General features: G+C 42.6%; 13 protein-coding genes and 1 pseudogene. 3 read left to right on the forward strand and 11 right to left on the reverse strand.

Features of this window, described 5'->3' with window-relative positions; genetic code table 11:
• Positions 1–338: 338 nt before the first annotated feature.
• Both BUB77_RS07355 and cls read right to left on the reverse strand, forming a co-directional pair.
• Positions 339–2,792 (reverse strand): beta-mannosidase, encoded by a 2,454-nt coding sequence (locus tag BUB77_RS07355; RefSeq protein WP_073274351.1) that lies wholly within the window; start codon positions 2,790–2,792, stop codon positions 339–341.
• Between the two features lie 15 nt (positions 2,793–2,807).
• Entirely contained in the window at positions 2,808–5,330 is a 2,523-nt protein-coding gene (gene cls, locus BUB77_RS29080) for a cardiolipin synthase (RefSeq protein ID WP_170866606.1), read from the reverse strand.
• A gap of 327 nt (positions 5,331–5,657) precedes the next feature.
• Between cls and BUB77_RS07370 the strand changes: the two genes are divergently transcribed.
• Together BUB77_RS07370 and BUB77_RS07375 are read left to right on the forward strand one after the other, a co-directional pair.
• Positions 5,658–6,872: a ribonuclease H-like domain-containing protein gene (locus BUB77_RS07370; protein ID WP_073274352.1), complete on the forward strand. Its 1,215-nt coding sequence runs from the start codon at positions 5,658–5,660 to the stop codon at positions 6,870–6,872.
• 172 nt (positions 6,873–7,044) lie between these two features.
• On the forward strand, positions 7,045–7,236 hold the full coding sequence (locus tag BUB77_RS07375) for a hypothetical protein (protein WP_073274354.1): 192 nt from the start codon (positions 7,045–7,047) through the stop codon (positions 7,234–7,236).
• Between the two features lie 88 nt (positions 7,237–7,324).
• On the opposite strand, the gene BUB77_RS07380 is transcribed toward BUB77_RS07375, so the two are convergent.
• Positions 7,325–7,954 (reverse strand): hypothetical protein, encoded by a 630-nt coding sequence (locus BUB77_RS07380; RefSeq protein WP_139241130.1) that lies wholly within the window; start codon positions 7,952–7,954, stop codon positions 7,325–7,327.
• 113 nt (positions 7,955–8,067) lie between these two features.
• Positions 8,068–8,247: pseudogene (locus BUB77_RS30875) on the reverse strand (mannonate dehydratase); the annotation flags it as partial.
• An 86-nt stretch (positions 8,248–8,333) separates the two neighbouring features.
• On the opposite strand from BUB77_RS30875, the gene BUB77_RS07390 reads away from it, so the two are divergent.
• Positions 8,334–9,209 carry an AraC family transcriptional regulator gene (locus BUB77_RS07390; protein ID WP_073274358.1) on the forward strand — a complete coding sequence of 292 codons (876 nt, stop codon included), beginning with the start codon at positions 8,334–8,336 and terminating at the stop codon, positions 9,207–9,209.
• A gap of 125 nt (positions 9,210–9,334) precedes the next feature.
• Here BUB77_RS07390 and uxaC read toward each other — a convergent pair whose 3' ends face one another.
• The 7 genes from uxaC to BUB77_RS07425 all read right to left on the reverse strand — a co-directional run bounded on the left by uxaC (position 9,335) and on the right by BUB77_RS07425 (position 16,381).
• A complete protein-coding gene (gene uxaC, locus BUB77_RS07395) occupies positions 9,335–10,732 on the reverse strand; it encodes a glucuronate isomerase (protein ID WP_073274360.1) in 1,398 nt (465 codons plus the stop codon).
• Positions 10,733–10,928: 196 nt separating this feature from the next.
• Complete coding sequence (locus BUB77_RS07400) at positions 10,929–12,005, reverse strand: HAMP domain-containing sensor histidine kinase (protein ID WP_073274362.1); 1,077 nt, start codon at positions 12,003–12,005, stop codon at positions 10,929–10,931.
• Entirely contained in the window at positions 12,005–12,676 is a 672-nt protein-coding gene (locus BUB77_RS07405) for a response regulator transcription factor (protein ID WP_073274364.1), read from the reverse strand. The genes BUB77_RS07400 and BUB77_RS07405 overlap by 1 nt, the downstream gene beginning before the upstream one ends.
• Before the next feature lie 102 nt (positions 12,677–12,778).
• Complete coding sequence (locus BUB77_RS07410; RefSeq protein ID WP_139241131.1) at positions 12,779–13,288, reverse strand: hypothetical protein; 510 nt, start codon at positions 13,286–13,288, stop codon at positions 12,779–12,781.
• 156 nt (positions 13,289–13,444) lie between these two features.
• Complete coding sequence (locus BUB77_RS07415) at positions 13,445–14,269, reverse strand: SDR family NAD(P)-dependent oxidoreductase (protein ID WP_073274610.1); 825 nt, start codon at positions 14,267–14,269, stop codon at positions 13,445–13,447.
• Between the two features lie 25 nt (positions 14,270–14,294).
• On the reverse strand, positions 14,295–15,305 hold the full coding sequence (locus tag BUB77_RS07420; protein ID WP_073274366.1) for an NAD-dependent epimerase/dehydratase family protein: 1,011 nt from the start codon (positions 15,303–15,305) through the stop codon (positions 14,295–14,297).
• Positions 15,306–15,595: 290 nt separating this feature from the next.
• Positions 15,596–16,381, reverse strand: coding sequence for an SDR family NAD(P)-dependent oxidoreductase (locus BUB77_RS07425; protein WP_073274612.1), 786 nt, complete (start codon positions 16,379–16,381; stop codon positions 15,596–15,598).
• Positions 16,382–16,406 lie beyond the last annotated feature (25 nt).

Raw genomic sequence — 16,406 nt, forward strand, 5'->3', positions numbered from 1 at the left:
ACCAACCATAATTCAGAAAACTTTTGGTACACCTGCTTCATTCCTTAATATCCTATAAATAATCCGCCAGACAAATCCCGTTTTACTCTACCAACAGGCAGTTTGCACAAAATAGAAAGAATGAATACGCCTATGGAAATGTATTAGAAGTCCTTTTCTCTGAAGCTTTTGTGCTATATCCTCAAACAGATTGTTTGAGCGATAGCGAGTTATCTGTTTGAGGATATGTCCTGCACAAAAGCTTCAGAGAATTAGGACTTCTTATACATTGGAATCGAAGTATTCATTCTTTCTATTTTGTGCAAACTGCCGTCCGATTGCGAAAAACTGCCCCGCAGTTACTCCCCTATATCATAAACTGAACGTATTCTAATCTTCTCCTTCGTGCCGGAAAGGACATCCACACAGACCTCTTCTCCATTGACATCAAAGTAATTGTCAGAAAGCTTTAAGTCCCCTTCTTCATTTGATATCTCCACGGATTTGGCATATGCTTTGGAATTAATATAGAGCTTGTCTCCTTCAACACGGCAGGAAAGCTCCGGATCTTCAAATTCAAAATGCTTTGGAGCGGTAAAGAGACAGCTTCCCTTCGATACCACTTCACCATTTGCAAGGAACTCAAAGGTTAAATAACTGTTTAATTCGTTATAACTGCTAAAATCAAGCTTATCCAGCCACAGGCTAGTAAGGGCAGGCACCTTGACCTCTTCTTCCCCTTTCAGGATAACCTCAGCTCTGGGATTGCGAAGGGCCCAGCGTACTGTTCCTGTGATATCCTTCCTGGTTTCATTGGCAACATTGAGTCTTGCCGTCTTTTCAATAGCATGGGGCTCTTCAATGCAGTGGGGCCTTTGTGTCATTTCCCCTTCTTCCTCACAGGATATCATAACCGGTGCAAAGAAGCGTTTTTCGGAATAATGAAGTGCCTTCCAGCGCCCATAATAATCAATACTTGCCCAGGAAGCAACAGGCCATATATCATTCAGCTGCCATACGATTGCTCCCATACATCTGCCCCTGTGCCTTCTCCAATGCTCCACTCCATAGCGGATGGCATCTGCCTGAAGAAGCTGGGAGGTATAGATCAGATGATCAAAATCCTTGGGATAGAGATAATTATCGGATATATAATTCAGTATCTTTCCGTTAGCGGCCGTATTTCTCTGATGCATCTCCATGACCCTGGAGAAAATATTTCTGTCCTTCTTTTCCGTGAAGCTTTCAATGGTCTTTAAGCATGGGAAGGACTGAAAGCCAAACTCGGAGGCATAGCGGAAATGGAATTTCCGATATTCAGAAAAGGGCTTATTTCCATGCCAGACATCCCAATAATGAGTATCCCCCTTGTCAGGATTCCAGGAATCCTCATAATTTCCGCCCGAGGATGGAGAGGATGGCCAGTAAAAGGTCACAGGGTCATACTCCTTTAAGATATTCGGTATGATATATTCATAAATTTTAATGTAGTCCATTACCTGCTTTGGTGAAGGCTTCCAGGCCTTATCCTGAACCTGGGTCTCCATCTCATTGTTTCCGCACCAGAGGGCAAGGGATGCATGATGTCTGATACGGATAACATTATCTATGGTTTCCTGCCTGATGTTGGCTTCAAATTCGTCGTTCAGCTCATAGCTTGCACAGGCATACATAAAGTCAACCCACACCATAAGCCCCAGCTCATCACAGAAATCAAAGAAAAAATCATCGGGATAGTATCCGCCGCCCCATATTCTGATGGCATTATGGTTCGCAGCAACACAGTCCGAAAGCAAAGCTTTCGTACGCTCTTTCGTTACCCTGCCAAGGATATTATCCTCCGGAATATAGTCAGCTCCCATGGCAAAGACAGGGACACCGTTTACTACATGGCAGAAGCTCTCGCCCCATTGATCCTTTTCACGCTTTACAGTAAGGGTGCGAAGACCGATTCTTCTTTCCCAGACATCAAGTATTTCACCCTTTTCATTCTTTACTTCTCCTCTTACGGTATATAAAGGCTGCTCACCGTAGCCGTTGGGCCACCAGAGCATGGGCTCCGTAATAAGAACCGTTCCTTCTTCCGTCTGGTTATATGCCTTCCCGTCAGGAGCTGTTACCTGAAATACTACTTCCGATAAGGTTTCCTCTCCGAATAATTCAAGGCTCCAGTCAATATCCAGAAGCACACTGCCGTTTTCGTGCTGCTGTCTGACATAGACCTCTTCAAAACGGCACTCCTTTATTCCCAGAATCTTAACGTCCCTGAATATTCCGGCATCCGGAAGCCTTGGACCCCAGTCCCAGCCAAACATACAGTGGGCTTTACGCAGATGGGGAAAGCCCTCCATACACTCATGGCTGCCGCCCGTATAGCATTTTTGCTGCTCTTCCCTGATATATTTTGTTGGTGAAGAAAGCACCACTCTTAAATCATTCTCACCTGCTTTTGCAAGCTCCTTTATATCAAATTCCCAAATGCGGTGCATATTGTCGGTCTTTCCCAGTAAGGTTCCGTTCAGATAAACCGCACCCAGGGTATCGATTCCGTCAAAATGAAGAAGCAGCCCGTCGCTCTCAAGGGCTTCCTGTTCCAGATTGAAAACTGTCTGATAGGTAAAATCCTGCTCCATCAGCTTTAAAGCATCCAGTTCATTATCCCTGTAATAGGGGTCCGGCATTTTTCCAAGCTGAAGTAAGGCTTCATAAACAGAGCCGGGAACCTTGGCTGGCATGAATTCATCAGCAATCCCATATACATTTTCCCCGTTTATCTTCATTGACCAAGAACCATTCAAGTTGATTGTTTTCATTTGTGTCTCCTTCATTTACATTAAAGTTGAAAATAGATTTAATACCTTTTGATGAACCTTTAAATACCATGGACGTGCTTTCCATTCCTCATAGGTTATCTCTTTGCTGATGTCCATTGTACCTACCAGATCTTCCTTTATTCCATTAATGACTTCTCTGTCGCACATCCATAAGCCGCACTCATAATGCAGGAAAAAGCTCCTGTAGTCCATATTAATGGTTCCTACAATACCGCAGTCTTCATTAATAATAGTCTTGGCATGTATAAAGCCGGGTGTATATTCATAGATTTTGACGCCGCCTTCCAGTAACTGCCCGTAATTAAAGTTGGTAAGCTTCTTGACATTCTTCTTATCGGGAATATTAGGCGTTATAATCCTAACGTCAATACCGCTCTGGGCAGCTTCAATCAGTGACTGTTTCATATCATCCTCAATTACCAGGTAGGGTGTTGTGATATATACGAACTTCTTCGCATAATGGATAATCTGCTTATAAATACTCTCAATGGGATTATTGGGTCTGTTGGCCGGGCCGTCAGAAATCACATGACAGTATACTTCATTTTCAGGAAATACCTTTGTGGGACGGTAAGGGGTATAATCCATCCATTCCCCGCTTCTGCAAATCTCCCACATCTGCAAAAAGGTCACCGTAAGTCCCCATACGGAATCACCTTCCACCCTGACAGCATTATCCTTCCACTTGCCAAAGCGCTCAATCAGGTTCACATATTCGTCCGCAAGGTTCATACCGCCGGTATATCCGATATTACCGTCAATTACAAGGATCTTCTGATGGCTGCGGTAATTCATATACAGCTTATCCGTATACCTGTGAATGGGGTTAAATACGGCTGTCTGTATTCCCTCTGCTTCAAGATTCCTCCTGAAGTTCTTGGAGGTACGAAGGGAAGCACCGAAATCGTCATACATAAACCGGATTTCCAAGCCTTCACTTCTTTTTTGGAGAAGGAGCTTTCGCATTCTCTCCCATAACACCCCTTCACCTACTATAAAGAAATTAATGAAGATGAAATGCTTTGCCTCTTCAATATCCTGAAAAATTGCTTCAAAGGTATCCTCTCCCATTGGATAATAGGATATCCGGTTATTTTTAAATAAGGGGAAATTCTGTGACTCCATATACCTTGACATTCTGCTCTTTGTCGGGTACTTCTTTGCATAAGCCTCTGCTGTATCGGCGTCATAGCTTAAAAAGGTATTTCCATGCTCAATGCATGTCAGTATCTTTTTTTCAATTTTCTTAGTGGAACCTGATTTGCCCCAAAGGGCGTACATAATATGTCCGGTCGCCGGAAGCAGGAGTACAATGCAGATCCATGCTATTTTATAGGAAGAATTCCGATTGTCATTTACCAAGCCTACTATTATAAAAATACTTGCGATTTCAATGAAAAGATAGATATAAACACCGGAGCCGCTAAGCCAGTATCCCAGTACAGCTATAATTGCCAACTGGATAAGAACCAGCAAGCCCACCAAAGAAACCCTCAAAAAACCGCTTAAATAGCTTTTCGTGGTGCCGATTAATTTCTCATTTGTACTCATATCTAACCACCTGAAATTTCTTTCTTCCTTCCTGCTCTTATTCTCCGCACTCTGAACTTCACTGCCGGCATTTAAGGACACTGCTTCTTTTCTATTCAGCCTTCTTACTATCTGCAAATCCGGGAATGCCCTTAACAGACGTCTCTGTACATGGCTGGCTGTGCCTGACATAGTCTGCAGCTTAGCAATATATTCCCTGATCTGATGCTCCACTTCCTGTCTTAGATTCTTAAAATCAAAATCCATCTGGTTACGGTTGCGTTCCAAAAGTTTTTCTTTATTATCATCCATGAACTGCCTTATCTTATCGGGCAATTCAAAAATCCTGTATCCGGCCAGCTTCTTTTTAAGCTCTTCCTTTGTTTCATAAATCCTCGTATTTTCAATATAATCGCTGAATTCATCCTTAAGGCGCAGCATTTCGGCAAATATCTTATCCATCTTCAAGGTCTGAACAACGGTTATCCATGTATCTATTATAAACAGGATGGATATAATGGATACGGCACAAATGCCTGCAATTCTTGGAATAATATCAAAAAGCCTGACAACTCTTGGCTGGAGAATTTCAATTACTAATAAGGACATAACTCCCCAGACAGATGCTGATAGCAGGCAGATTCTTCCCTGAATATTTAAACGCCTGCTGCTGTAATCCCACCATCTTGCATGAAAAAGCACTTCCATAATCCAGGAAGTGAAATACTCTAAAACACTGGCAAGTATCATCCCACCAAAAAAAATGACCGGATAGACGCCTCTTACCTGCCAGAAGGATATGTATATCAAGGTAGCTCCCACACCATAAATAGGAATTACAGGACCATTCAGAAATCCCCTGTTAACAAAAGAACCTTTTCTGACAGACACCAGTGTACTTTCATAAATCCATCCGATTATAGAATAAAGAAAAAAATTATAAATGACATCCAATAACTCAACACCAAAAATAGTAACATTCAACATGGCAATCCACCCTTGCATCAATAAGTACTGCTACCATTCTAACATAACCAAATAAGAAAATATAGCCTTATTTTACTCTTCTGCCTTCTAAATCCTACTTGTAAACCAGCATTCTTATGATAAAATAATTACAATAATAAAATTATTATGGCCTTTAACAGAAAATTTTTCACATTTTATTTTGGAAGTTTTACAAAATAATTTGTGATAGTGCATGGTAGTTAGTGTGAAAGTTTTTAAAAAATTCTCACTAAAGACTTATAATTAATTTAAGCTATATATTGACGAAAATCCAATATGGATTGGATTTTCAGGAAAGAGGTAAATATGCAAATAAAGCAATCTTTTCTTCAAATAGAGTACACCTATCCGCTTCATGAACCATATAAAAAAGAAGAAATTCTTTACTTTGATATCGAGACCACCGGATTTTCCCCGAAAACCTCCTATGTATATCTGATTGGCTGTATGTATTACAAGGATAATTCCTGGCAGATAACGCAATGGCTTAATGCGGAACCCCTCAGGGAATCGGAACTGCTTCTTGCATTTTCAGGTTTTCTAAAAGATTACCGGCGGATCATCCATTATAACGGCAGCGGCTTTGACATTCCTTTTTTGCAGAAGAAAGCGGCTGCTTATGGAATTTCCGACCCTTTTTCCCACTGTGAGAGCCTTGATTTGTACAAGCTGATACTGCCGCTGAAAAAGCTTCTCTCCCTGGAAAGCACTCGTCTAAAGGCAATGGAAAAATATCTGGGCCTTGAAAGAGAGGATACTTATTCCGGTGAAGAGCTTATCTCCGTTTATGCCAGCTATATAGGGAGGCTTTCCTATGAAAGGCTGGTAAGCCAGTCTTCTGCCGGAGCTGGAAAAAGCTCCTCAGGTCCAGATGCCAGTGAGCTGGAAAGCACCCTGTTACTCCATAATCTTGAAGATGTAAAAAATCTTCTTCCCCTGTCCGGCATGCTATATTTCAGAGATATTTTGGCAGAGGCATTTTTAACAGATTCCCAATTGCCCGTTTCCTTTCAATTACCCGAAGCGCAGAGCCTGGTATTGCTTACGTATCAATTGCCCTTTTCTTTTCCGGCCTCCTTCACAGTTCACTGCCCTCTGAAAGAAAGGATGTCCCTTAAGAGCGGTCTGGAAGCCATAGAGGATATGGAAATTAGGGCTGTATTTACAGGCAATACCCTGTCTCTTAAGCTCCCCCTATATAACGGCACTTTAAAATATTACCTTACTCCCCCATCCGACTACTACTATCTTCCTCTGGAGGATATGGCGGTACATAAAAGTGTGGCTCAGTATGTGGATAAGGAATACAGAAAGAAAGCAACTCCCTCCACCTGCTATTTAAAGAAGGACAGCCTGTTTGTTCCCCAGGGAGAGGCTTATCTGGAACCTGCTTTTAAAAAAAATTATGCCGATAAGATAACCTATATCGAGGCCGACAGATTAAATGCCATGACTCCCAAGGAACTTGCTGCCTTTGGCAGCGGTCTGCTTACTCTTATAAAAAATAATTACCATTTATAATTCATACATAAAAGCCGAATCACAGGTTATACTATCTTTGTTCGCTCATAAGCGTTTAGCAGTTATTAATAAAAATTATGGCTGATTTGCTGTAAATAATAAAATTTAACGTAGCGTTTATGTCAGGACCGTTCTTTAAAAGAACGTAAAAAGTCTCAGAAGGAGTTTATGTATGACAAACACTAAAAATTCTAAATCTAAAAACAGTACAAAGAATAAGACAACTGGTAAGATGCAGGATGTGGCTGTCAACACAACAAACACCAGCACGGAATCCTCTGCAAAAGACCTGCATACAATGTCTCAGACATCCGGTGTATCTTCGGATGATTCCGAGCGCAGAGACGGCCCGGGAGGAAACTAAATTTCCAACGGGAAAATAGCTTGCCTTTTATGGCAGACTAAAAATATAAGACCTTCAGGGAAACCTGAAGGTCTTATTTCATAGGTTATTATGAATCCAGCTGCTTTGAACAGGAATACTGATAAGGAGGCTCTGTCTGGATATAGTAACCATTCCTTACCTGTCCGACCCAATTCTGGAATATCGATTTCCAATCATTTTTGCTGAAAAAGCTGGTTATTGGATCCGGTACCGTAGAATCCCACTCCAATAGTAAGAACGGTCCGATGCCAAAGGACCAGATTCCATTCTGCTCAACACCTGTTTCTCTGATTAACAGCAATGGTAAACCGTATTGATAAGCCATAGCCGGTTCAATCTGTGCAAAGGGGCTTCCTTCCCAGGTCGTGCCTACCAATGGCTGGTTTAAGTTGTTTTCTATAAAGCTTACATTCCGCTGTCTTAAATTCAGCGCTACCATTCCGTAACTGGATAAAATCATCCGGCGGATATTCGTTAAGGGTGTTTCCGGATATTGTTCCGATATGGGAAGTGTTCTTGGAAATAGCAAAGCTTCCCGGATCTGCATGATTATCGCATCAACAAACATTTGCTGGACCGAATTCAATCGGCTGGGATGGCTTAAAAATACTGGAATACGGAATAAAAGACTGGATGCTTCTTTCATTAGAGCTGTTGGCTCCGTGTATTCACTATAGTTAATATTAGCTTCAATCATGCCCTCACCTCCTTTCATAATAATTTATGATAGGAAGTTAACCTTTGTTCCATATTTCGACAGGTTTCAACGGACGGCTTTCCAATAATTCACACTATCTTCTCCAGTGTTTCTCAGATGCCTGTCAGGTACATGGCGTCTAAAGCCCGGCCATATAAGCCATATCCCGGCCAGCCAGTCTCTCCCCATATCATCCTTCCGTGATTCTGACAAACGTAGCCTTCATAATGATTTTTATGAAGAGCTTTCATAATTTCTACAATATCCAGGGAGCTGCAGATTGAAAAATCGGCTGCTGTTCTGCTATGTATTTATTGCCCTTTGACTTGCAAAAATTGCTGTGATAAAATGGAGATAAATAAAATCCTTGGAGGAAATCATGATTAAATCCCATATTTATTTGACCCGTCAGAAAATGCTCTCCAGTGATTATGAAATCTATTACTACTCCGATACTGAACTGGAAAAAGTCAATCTGCACCATCATGATTTTTATGAATGCTATCTCTTTTTATACGGTGATGTGTCCTATATCATAGAAGGCCGGGACTATACCCTGCGGCCGGGGGATATTATATTAATCAATACCAAGGAGCTCCACCAGCCTATTATACACAGCAAGGCAGTGTCTTATGACCGGATAGTCCTCTGGCTCAATAAGGCCTTCCTGCACGGCTTATCCTCCGAATCGTTGGATTTGAGCAGCTGCTTTGAAGCCAATGAAAAGGGCAATGTCATCAGGACAAATGTGGATAACCAGCAGAATATAAAAACACTTCTTTACAAATTACTTCAGATGGAGGTATACGGCGGCCTGGGCAGGGAGCTGCTGTACAAAGCCTACATAACAGAGCTGCTGGTATTATTAAATACCCTGGTTTTTAAAAGCAGCACCCAGTTGGATATTGAAATAAAGAAAAGCAATTTAATTGAAGACATTATCGTATATATCAACCAGCACCTGGAAGAAGATATCCGTATTGAGGACTTATCCGAGCTTTTTTATATCAGCAAATTTCATTTGCTCAGGGAATTCAAGAAATTTACCGGTACTACCATTCATAAATTTATCATACAAAAAAAGCTCATTCTTTCCAAGGAGCTGATACTGGCAGGAAACCCTATTACTTCTGTCTACAGCCAGTGCGGCTTCGGAGATTATTCCAACTTTTTCAGAGCCTTTAAAAATGAGTACGGGGTAACGCCAAAGCAATTTTATACCATGATGATCACTCCGTGTGAAATCCAGGAATAGGAAACCCGGCTGTCTTATGGCATTGTCCGAAAAATCCATGAAATGCCCCCAGGGCAAAAGTCAGCCCATAGCTGCAATTCATGGATTTTGTAAAGCAGTAATAGAAAAGACTCCAAAGGTACTGCTTATTCCTTTATAGCCAGATATCTAATAATGTTCTTATAGCAAATTCCTTCCACTATTTCTTTCAGGACCTTCTCGTCCTTCCCGAATTCGCCGTTATCCACTAAGCCCCCGATATAGCTGCAGAGAATCCTCCTGAAATAATCATGTCTTACATAGGAGAGAAAGCTTCTGGAATCCGTCAGCATTCCTGTAAATTCTGCCAGCATTCCCTGGCTGGCAATGGTTTTCAGATGCGTGAGGATTCCCTCCTTATGATCACAGAACCACCAGGCCGGTCCAAACTGGATTTTACCGGGGATTCCTCCCTCCGTAAAGCAATGGGGCAAGGAAGCCAGTACCAGATTATCCTTCGGATTCAGGTTATACAGCACCATTTTCGGAAGTCCGCCCTTCTTTTCCATCTCATTCAGAAGATGAACCAGGGGGTCTGTAATTTCAAAATCATTCATGATATCAAAACCGGCATCCACGCCAAGCTTCTTATGCATGAGCTCGTTAGCATTCCGGTATGCTCCGATATGAAGCTGCATGACCCAGCCAGCCTTTTTATATTCTGCGGCAAGAAGTATCAGAGTATACAACTTGTATTTTTCTGCCTCTTCCTTCGAAATCTCTTTACCAAGCAGGAATTTTCGGAATATTTCTTCGGCCTCCTGACAGGAAACAGGCTCAAACTGAAGACTTTCAATGGAATGATCGGACATCCTGCAGCCGGCTTCTTTGAAAAAGCGGATTCTCTCCTGCAATACGGAAATCAGGTCTGAATAACAGGTAATCTCCTTCCCCCCTGTCTTGCCAAGCTTGTCTATATACTCCTTAAAATCCGGCTTTCGGATATTTAAGGCTTTGTCCGGACGAAAGGCGGGCAATACCCTGAATCCCAAGTCTGCTTTCCCAGCCAGCTGCTTATGGTATTCCAGGCCGTCAATGGGGTCATCCGTTGTACAAATAAGCTCAACCTTTGCTTTCCGAATCATTGTTACAGGAGACAGCTTCTCTCTGTCTATGGTTTCCTTGCATAAGTGGTATATTCTTTCGGCATTTTCTTCCCTCAGGATTTCACTTATGCCAAAGTAGGTCTTAAGCTCCATATTTGCCCAGTGATATAAAGGGCTGCCTATAAGCCTTTCACAGACCTTTGCCCAGGCTTTGAACTTATCCAGCCCCCCAGCCTCTCCCGTTATCAGCTCTTCCTTTACTCCTGCATAGCGCATGGCCCTCCATTTGTAATGGTCATGCTCCAGCCAAAGGGATGTAATATCCGTAAATACCCTGTCTTCACAGATTTCCCGGGCGGACAGATGGCAATGGTAATCATAAATCGGTGCATCCTTTGCAATGTCTTTATATAAATGCCCGGCTGTTTCCCCTTCCAGTAAAAAATTTTCTTCCAGCATGTTATACCTCCGATAATATATGATTTTATAATTGATACTCTAATTATAGCAAATGTATATTGCTCATAGTATGTGTTTATTGCTGTTTTACTTGTAGAAATTGCTGTGTAGGCCTGCCGGTTCCATCTATTAAAAGCTGATAGAAATACAGGCATAAAAACAGGTTCACATTACTGTTCTTATGCCATGACGACTATTAACCCTCTATTTTATTATGGGGAAGTACCACCGTAAATACCGTTCCCCTGCCTTCCTCACTATCCACTGATATTTCTGCCTTTATCATGTCCGCGACCCGTTTTACAAGAGAAAGCCCCAGGCCGTTGCCCTCGACGGAATGGGAGGTATCTCCCTGATAGAATCTGTCAAAGCTTCTTTTACAGGCTTCCTTGCTCATACCGCAGCCGGTATCCTTTACCAGGACTGTGCTCTTTTTATTATTCTGCCTTAATTCCACTCCTATCTGTCCATGGGGTTCCGTGAATTTCAGGGCATTGGTCAGCAGGTTATTCCATATGATTTCCAGCAGGCTTGCATCCGTGGTTATGAAGACCTCCTCCAGATTGGCATCTATTTCAATATCCTTTTCCAGGAATTTATCCTCCAAAGCAAGAATACAGCATCGAAGCTGCTCGTCCAGGGAAAAGGTCTCTTCCTTGATAATTTCCTGGTGCTCCAGCTTGTTGAGCTTCAGTACATTGGTAACCAGGGCGGATAATTTGCGGGAAGCATCGGTAATGGTGTCAATATACTCCTGCTTTTTTGACTGGGGCAGATCTTCCCTGCGCAGGGCTGCCGCATAGCTTTGAATGACTGCCAGAGGGGTTTTTATCTCATGGGATACATTGGATATAAAATCACCTTTTAAGATTTCCGTGGTAGCCAGTTCTTCGACCATTTTATTAAAGTCCTCTATCAGCACCTCTACCTCATCCTTTTTGCCGTCCTTTCTCTGAGAGCGGACTCTGACGGTAAAATCTCCCTCCGCTACCTTTCTGGCCGCCTTTCTGATTTCCATAACGGGTTTTGTGTAAGCTGCAAAAGCAATATACCTGGTTATCAGACTTACGATTAAGCCCACAAAAGCTACATAGGTACTATCCACAAAAACCATTATCCAGGGATTCGTATTCTCCCTCATTTGAAACAGAAAGAGCAGGACAGCGCCTGCACAGCAAAAAAGCACCACTGCCCAGATTATGGTGAATTCCTTTATAAAGGTTCTTTTCGCATCAATTCGCTTATCTTCCGGTTCTTCATAAAGGATTTTCATTATTTCAGCACCGCCTTATAGCCAAGCCCGCGGACTGTTATAATCTCCGCATCCTTACAGTCGGCAAGCTTGTCCCTAAGCTTTGTGATGGAAACATCCACGGTCCTTGGATTACTCTCACTGTCAAATCCCCAGAATTCATCCATAAGCTGAGTCCTGGTAAAGGTTCTCTTGGGATAGGACAACAGCTTGAATAATATATTAAATTCCCGGACAGTGAGGGGAATTTCCTTTCCGTCAAGATAGGCGGTCGTTTCCTCTTCATTTAACACAAGGGAGCCTGCCACCAGCTTCTTCTCATTTGCAATGCTTGCCCGCCGCAGCAGGGCGCTCACATGCAGTATCAGTTCCTCCATCTCAATAGGCTTCACCAGATAATCATCTATCCCTATATGGTAACCTTTCTGTTTCGAAGCAATATCATCTCTGGCCGTTAAAAACAGAATGGGAATCTTTTTATCATGCTTTCTCACTGCGGCTGAGAATTCAAAGCCGTCCATTTCCGGCATCATAACATCCGTAATAATCATATCCACCGTTTCCTCTTCCATACGGTCAAAGGCTTCTATGGCATCCTTACAGCTGATTGCCAGATAACCGTTATCGTTTAAAAAGGTGCATACAATATAATTTAATTTTTCATCATCTTCTGCCACAAGTATTTTTATCATCAATACCTCCCGTTAATCTTCCGGTTCAAATACAGTTCTGCCCAGTACTTTCATTATAAAGCCATTCCCTGCCATCCGCAAGCCGGATTGACAGCCAGTCTCCTATTTATACAGCAGCTGCTCTGCTTTTTCACAGGCTTCATAGATAATATCATAATTCCTTTCAATTAACGGGCTCACCTTTGCCATGCTTTCCCTCAGAAATTTTTTATATAGAAAATAGGCAGAGCCCCAGGCTGAAAATCCCGGTATGGCTAATATAACCCAAAGAGGCGCCAGATAACCGGTTATAGCAAAGATGGATACCGCTATAAGTGCAGTCCCTAAGAGCCCCACTCCAAGGGAACCTCCTATTGGTTTTGCCATTTTTATTTTTTCCAGCCGTTCAATCTGAATAAAAGCATCTTCACAGGTGCGCTGCAGTTCACACAGGGAAGAACGGTTTGGAATTTTTCTGTTCCTTTCCAGCTTTAGCGTAACCATATCCACGCCCAAACGTGTATCGGTAATAACCCAGCCCAATGCCTGATAGCAGTCGCTGCATAGCCTGACCAGATTCTGGCTGATTTTTACTTCCAGATAATCATTGATGGTAAATTTCTTTTCACTCACACAGGTTCCCCTTTCTGCCAGTACCCAGACCTTTTGCACGTATCATGTTATACGCACCAATTGCCCCAGATAGCCTCCAATGCAATACCTGAAGAAATGCCATTGTAAAAAGCGCACACCTTATAGGCAATGGAAAATGCCTGTAGGCTATCATACTCATTTCTTCCCAAGGGGATTCACTCCCGAAGCCACTAATCCTCCGTCGCAAAGAATATCCACGCCGGTCAGATATCCCGCACTTTCACTGGCACAATAGGCAAAGAGGCTTGCAATTTCACTTACTCTGCCAAAGCGTTTAATAGCACAGTGCTTTGTGTAGGCATCTGCCTCTTCCTTCTCCAATTCACCCATGGGGGTTTCAAAATTTCCGGGGGAAACGGATAGTACCCTGGCCCCTTTTTTGCCAAATCTGGCAGCGTCCTGCTTAGCAAACCATATTACAAAGTTCTTAGAAATTCCGTAGGCAACTCCGGCCTGTACGCTTTTAGGAAAAAATCCAATTCTTTTCATGATCTTTTTTATAAAAAGCTCCGGATTTATTATGCTGTATTTATATAATCCCACAGGCATAACAAGCTTCGGTGTCAGATAGGCTGACATGGATGATACATCAATGATACAGGAGCCTTCTCCCATAACCTTGAAAAAGGCATTATTCATATAAATAGTTCCCAGAGCATTTGCTTCCATAATGCTCTTTGCATCTCCCATATGGGGAGACATGCCCGCCGCATGAATAACTGCTGCTACCTTACCTTTTTCCTTTGCATAGGCAGCCAGCTTCTCAACGCTCTGATAATCGGATACATCACAGGGAAAGGCTTCTGCCTCGATTCCCTCTGCTTTGAGCTCATGAACCGCGCCCTCCAGCTTCTTTTCATTTCTGCCGCAGATGATAATATAATAGTCCTTTCCCATCTGTCTGGCTGTTTCAAATCCCATGCCGCTTCCGCCGCCGGTGATAACACATACTTTTTTCATATCGGTAATCATGCCCTTTCCAGTCTTATATTTTACCTTCTGCCTTCAGCCATTTAATTTCGTCGGATATGGTCACCTCAAAGGGCCTCACCTTATACCCCAATTCTTTAACTGCTTTGTCATAATTGAAATTATTGTTACGTGCCAGATTATAAATGGCAAAATCCGTCAGCATGGCAGGTTTACCGCTGATCCTGCTGATAACAGCCATGACCTTGGCCAGTACCTTAGCCAGGGGAACAGGAAGGATAGCTGGCTTATAATGAAGTCCTGCCGCTTGGTTTACGATCTGGAACATATCCTTCATGGATACCAGGCTGTTTCCCATGATATAGCATTCTCCCCTGCGTCCTTTTTCACAGCAGACAATTACACCGTCTGCCAGGTCCCTTACATCAACACTGTTAAAGGTTCCTTCTATTCCGGCCTTCATCTCACCCTTTGCATACTGTATCAGGAAGCTGCTGACCGGGCCGAAGGCATAATCATTAGGCCCGCAGATACCACTGGGATGAACAATCGAGGCATCCAATTCCGGATGTTTTTTTACCGCGTCCAATACCAGCTGGGTAGCTTCCGCCTTGGTCACCGAATAATACCCTACAACGGCACCAGGATCAAATTCCGTTACTTCCTTAATCGGCTGGCTGCCCGGCTTCTCCGGGATTGCTCCCGTGGAACTGATATAAACCAATTTCTTTACCTTATATTTCAGGCACATATCAAGGATGTTCCGTGTTCCGTCAACGTTGACCGCATGTACTTTTTTGCTGGGATTTGGATTCAGGGTTACGACGCTGGCTGAGTGGATTACAATGATTTCGCTGCCCTCCTCCACCGAAAAAAATCTGTCAAGGGACTCCCTATCCAGAATATCTCCCATAACAATTTCCGCCTCAGCGGGTATATATTTTTTTGCAGGGTCCCCATTAAGGACCAAGGTCCTTACCTTCTCCCCCCTGTCAATCAACTGCCTTGATACATTGCTTCCCAATAAACCTGCTGCTCCGGTCAATAAATATATTCTCTTATTCATACTTTACTCCTGTCTATTCTTTTTTGATGTTTTGTTGTTAAGGTGTTTTAATAGTAATGCTGATATATTCCTTCATGTTAATATTCTGTTAAAGTTATGTTAAAGTTCCAATCCGATGCATTTCAGCCCTGGCAGAAATCCCAGGCTCCTAATCCGACAGGCGATAATGCAAAGCAGGCCTTCCATTTCACTCTCCCATTGTTCATGAAGCAGCAACAAAGGAAAGCAATCTGAAGGCCTGCTTTTAGAAAGCGATTGAAGTTGAAATGACAGTTCTGGGAGCCACAGGATTATTTTTCAGGAACTCCATTGATGCTTTTTGCAAACTTTCTGGTAACCCGTCTTGTAAATAACCTCGAGCCAATATTCATCAGCCTGGTGGGAAGGCCGTGATATTGAACTGCTTTCCCCTTCATTAATGCCTGATATCCGCAGTCAGCAACATCCTTTGCCCTTGCCGCCCCAAAAGCCGTAAACATTTTGGAATTTTTCATTTCTGCCGCCGACTCGAAGCCTGTTAGGGTAGGGCCGGGACATAATGCTGTAACAGCAACGCCAGTTCCTTTTAATTCCTCTGCCACTGCTTCTGAAAAGGAAAGAACAAAGCCCTTGGTGGCATAATAAATTGGCATATAGGGACCTGCCGAAAACGCCGCTACGGATGACAGATTTAAAATTCTTCCATAGCCGCGTTTTTTCATATCATTTCCAAAGATATAAGTCATATGCATTAATGCCGTAATATTCAAATCCACCATATTTCTTTGCTTTTCCCAATTGGAATCCAAAAATCCGGCATAGTCACCAAATCCGGCATTATTCACCAATATGTCAATTATCAGTTTTCGTTTTTCCACTTCCTCATAAAGCTCCACTGCCGCTTTTTCCGGTATTAAATCTTTTTCTATAATTTCTGCTTTAACTTTATATTGCTTTTCAAGGCTGTCTTTCAGGGAAGATAGCTTATCAATATTTCGCGCAACTAAAACCAGGTTATGCTTTTTCTCCGCAAATACCTTTGCAAGCTCATATCCGATTCCTCCCGATGCACCTGTAATCAATGTATATGTTTCCATATTAACCGTCCTTTCCTTAATAACT

Origin of the sequence: Anaerocolumna jejuensis DSM 15929, from assembly GCF_900142215.1 — a bacterium.
GTDB lineage: Bacteria > Bacillota > Clostridia > Lachnospirales > Lachnospiraceae > Anaerocolumna > Anaerocolumna jejuensis.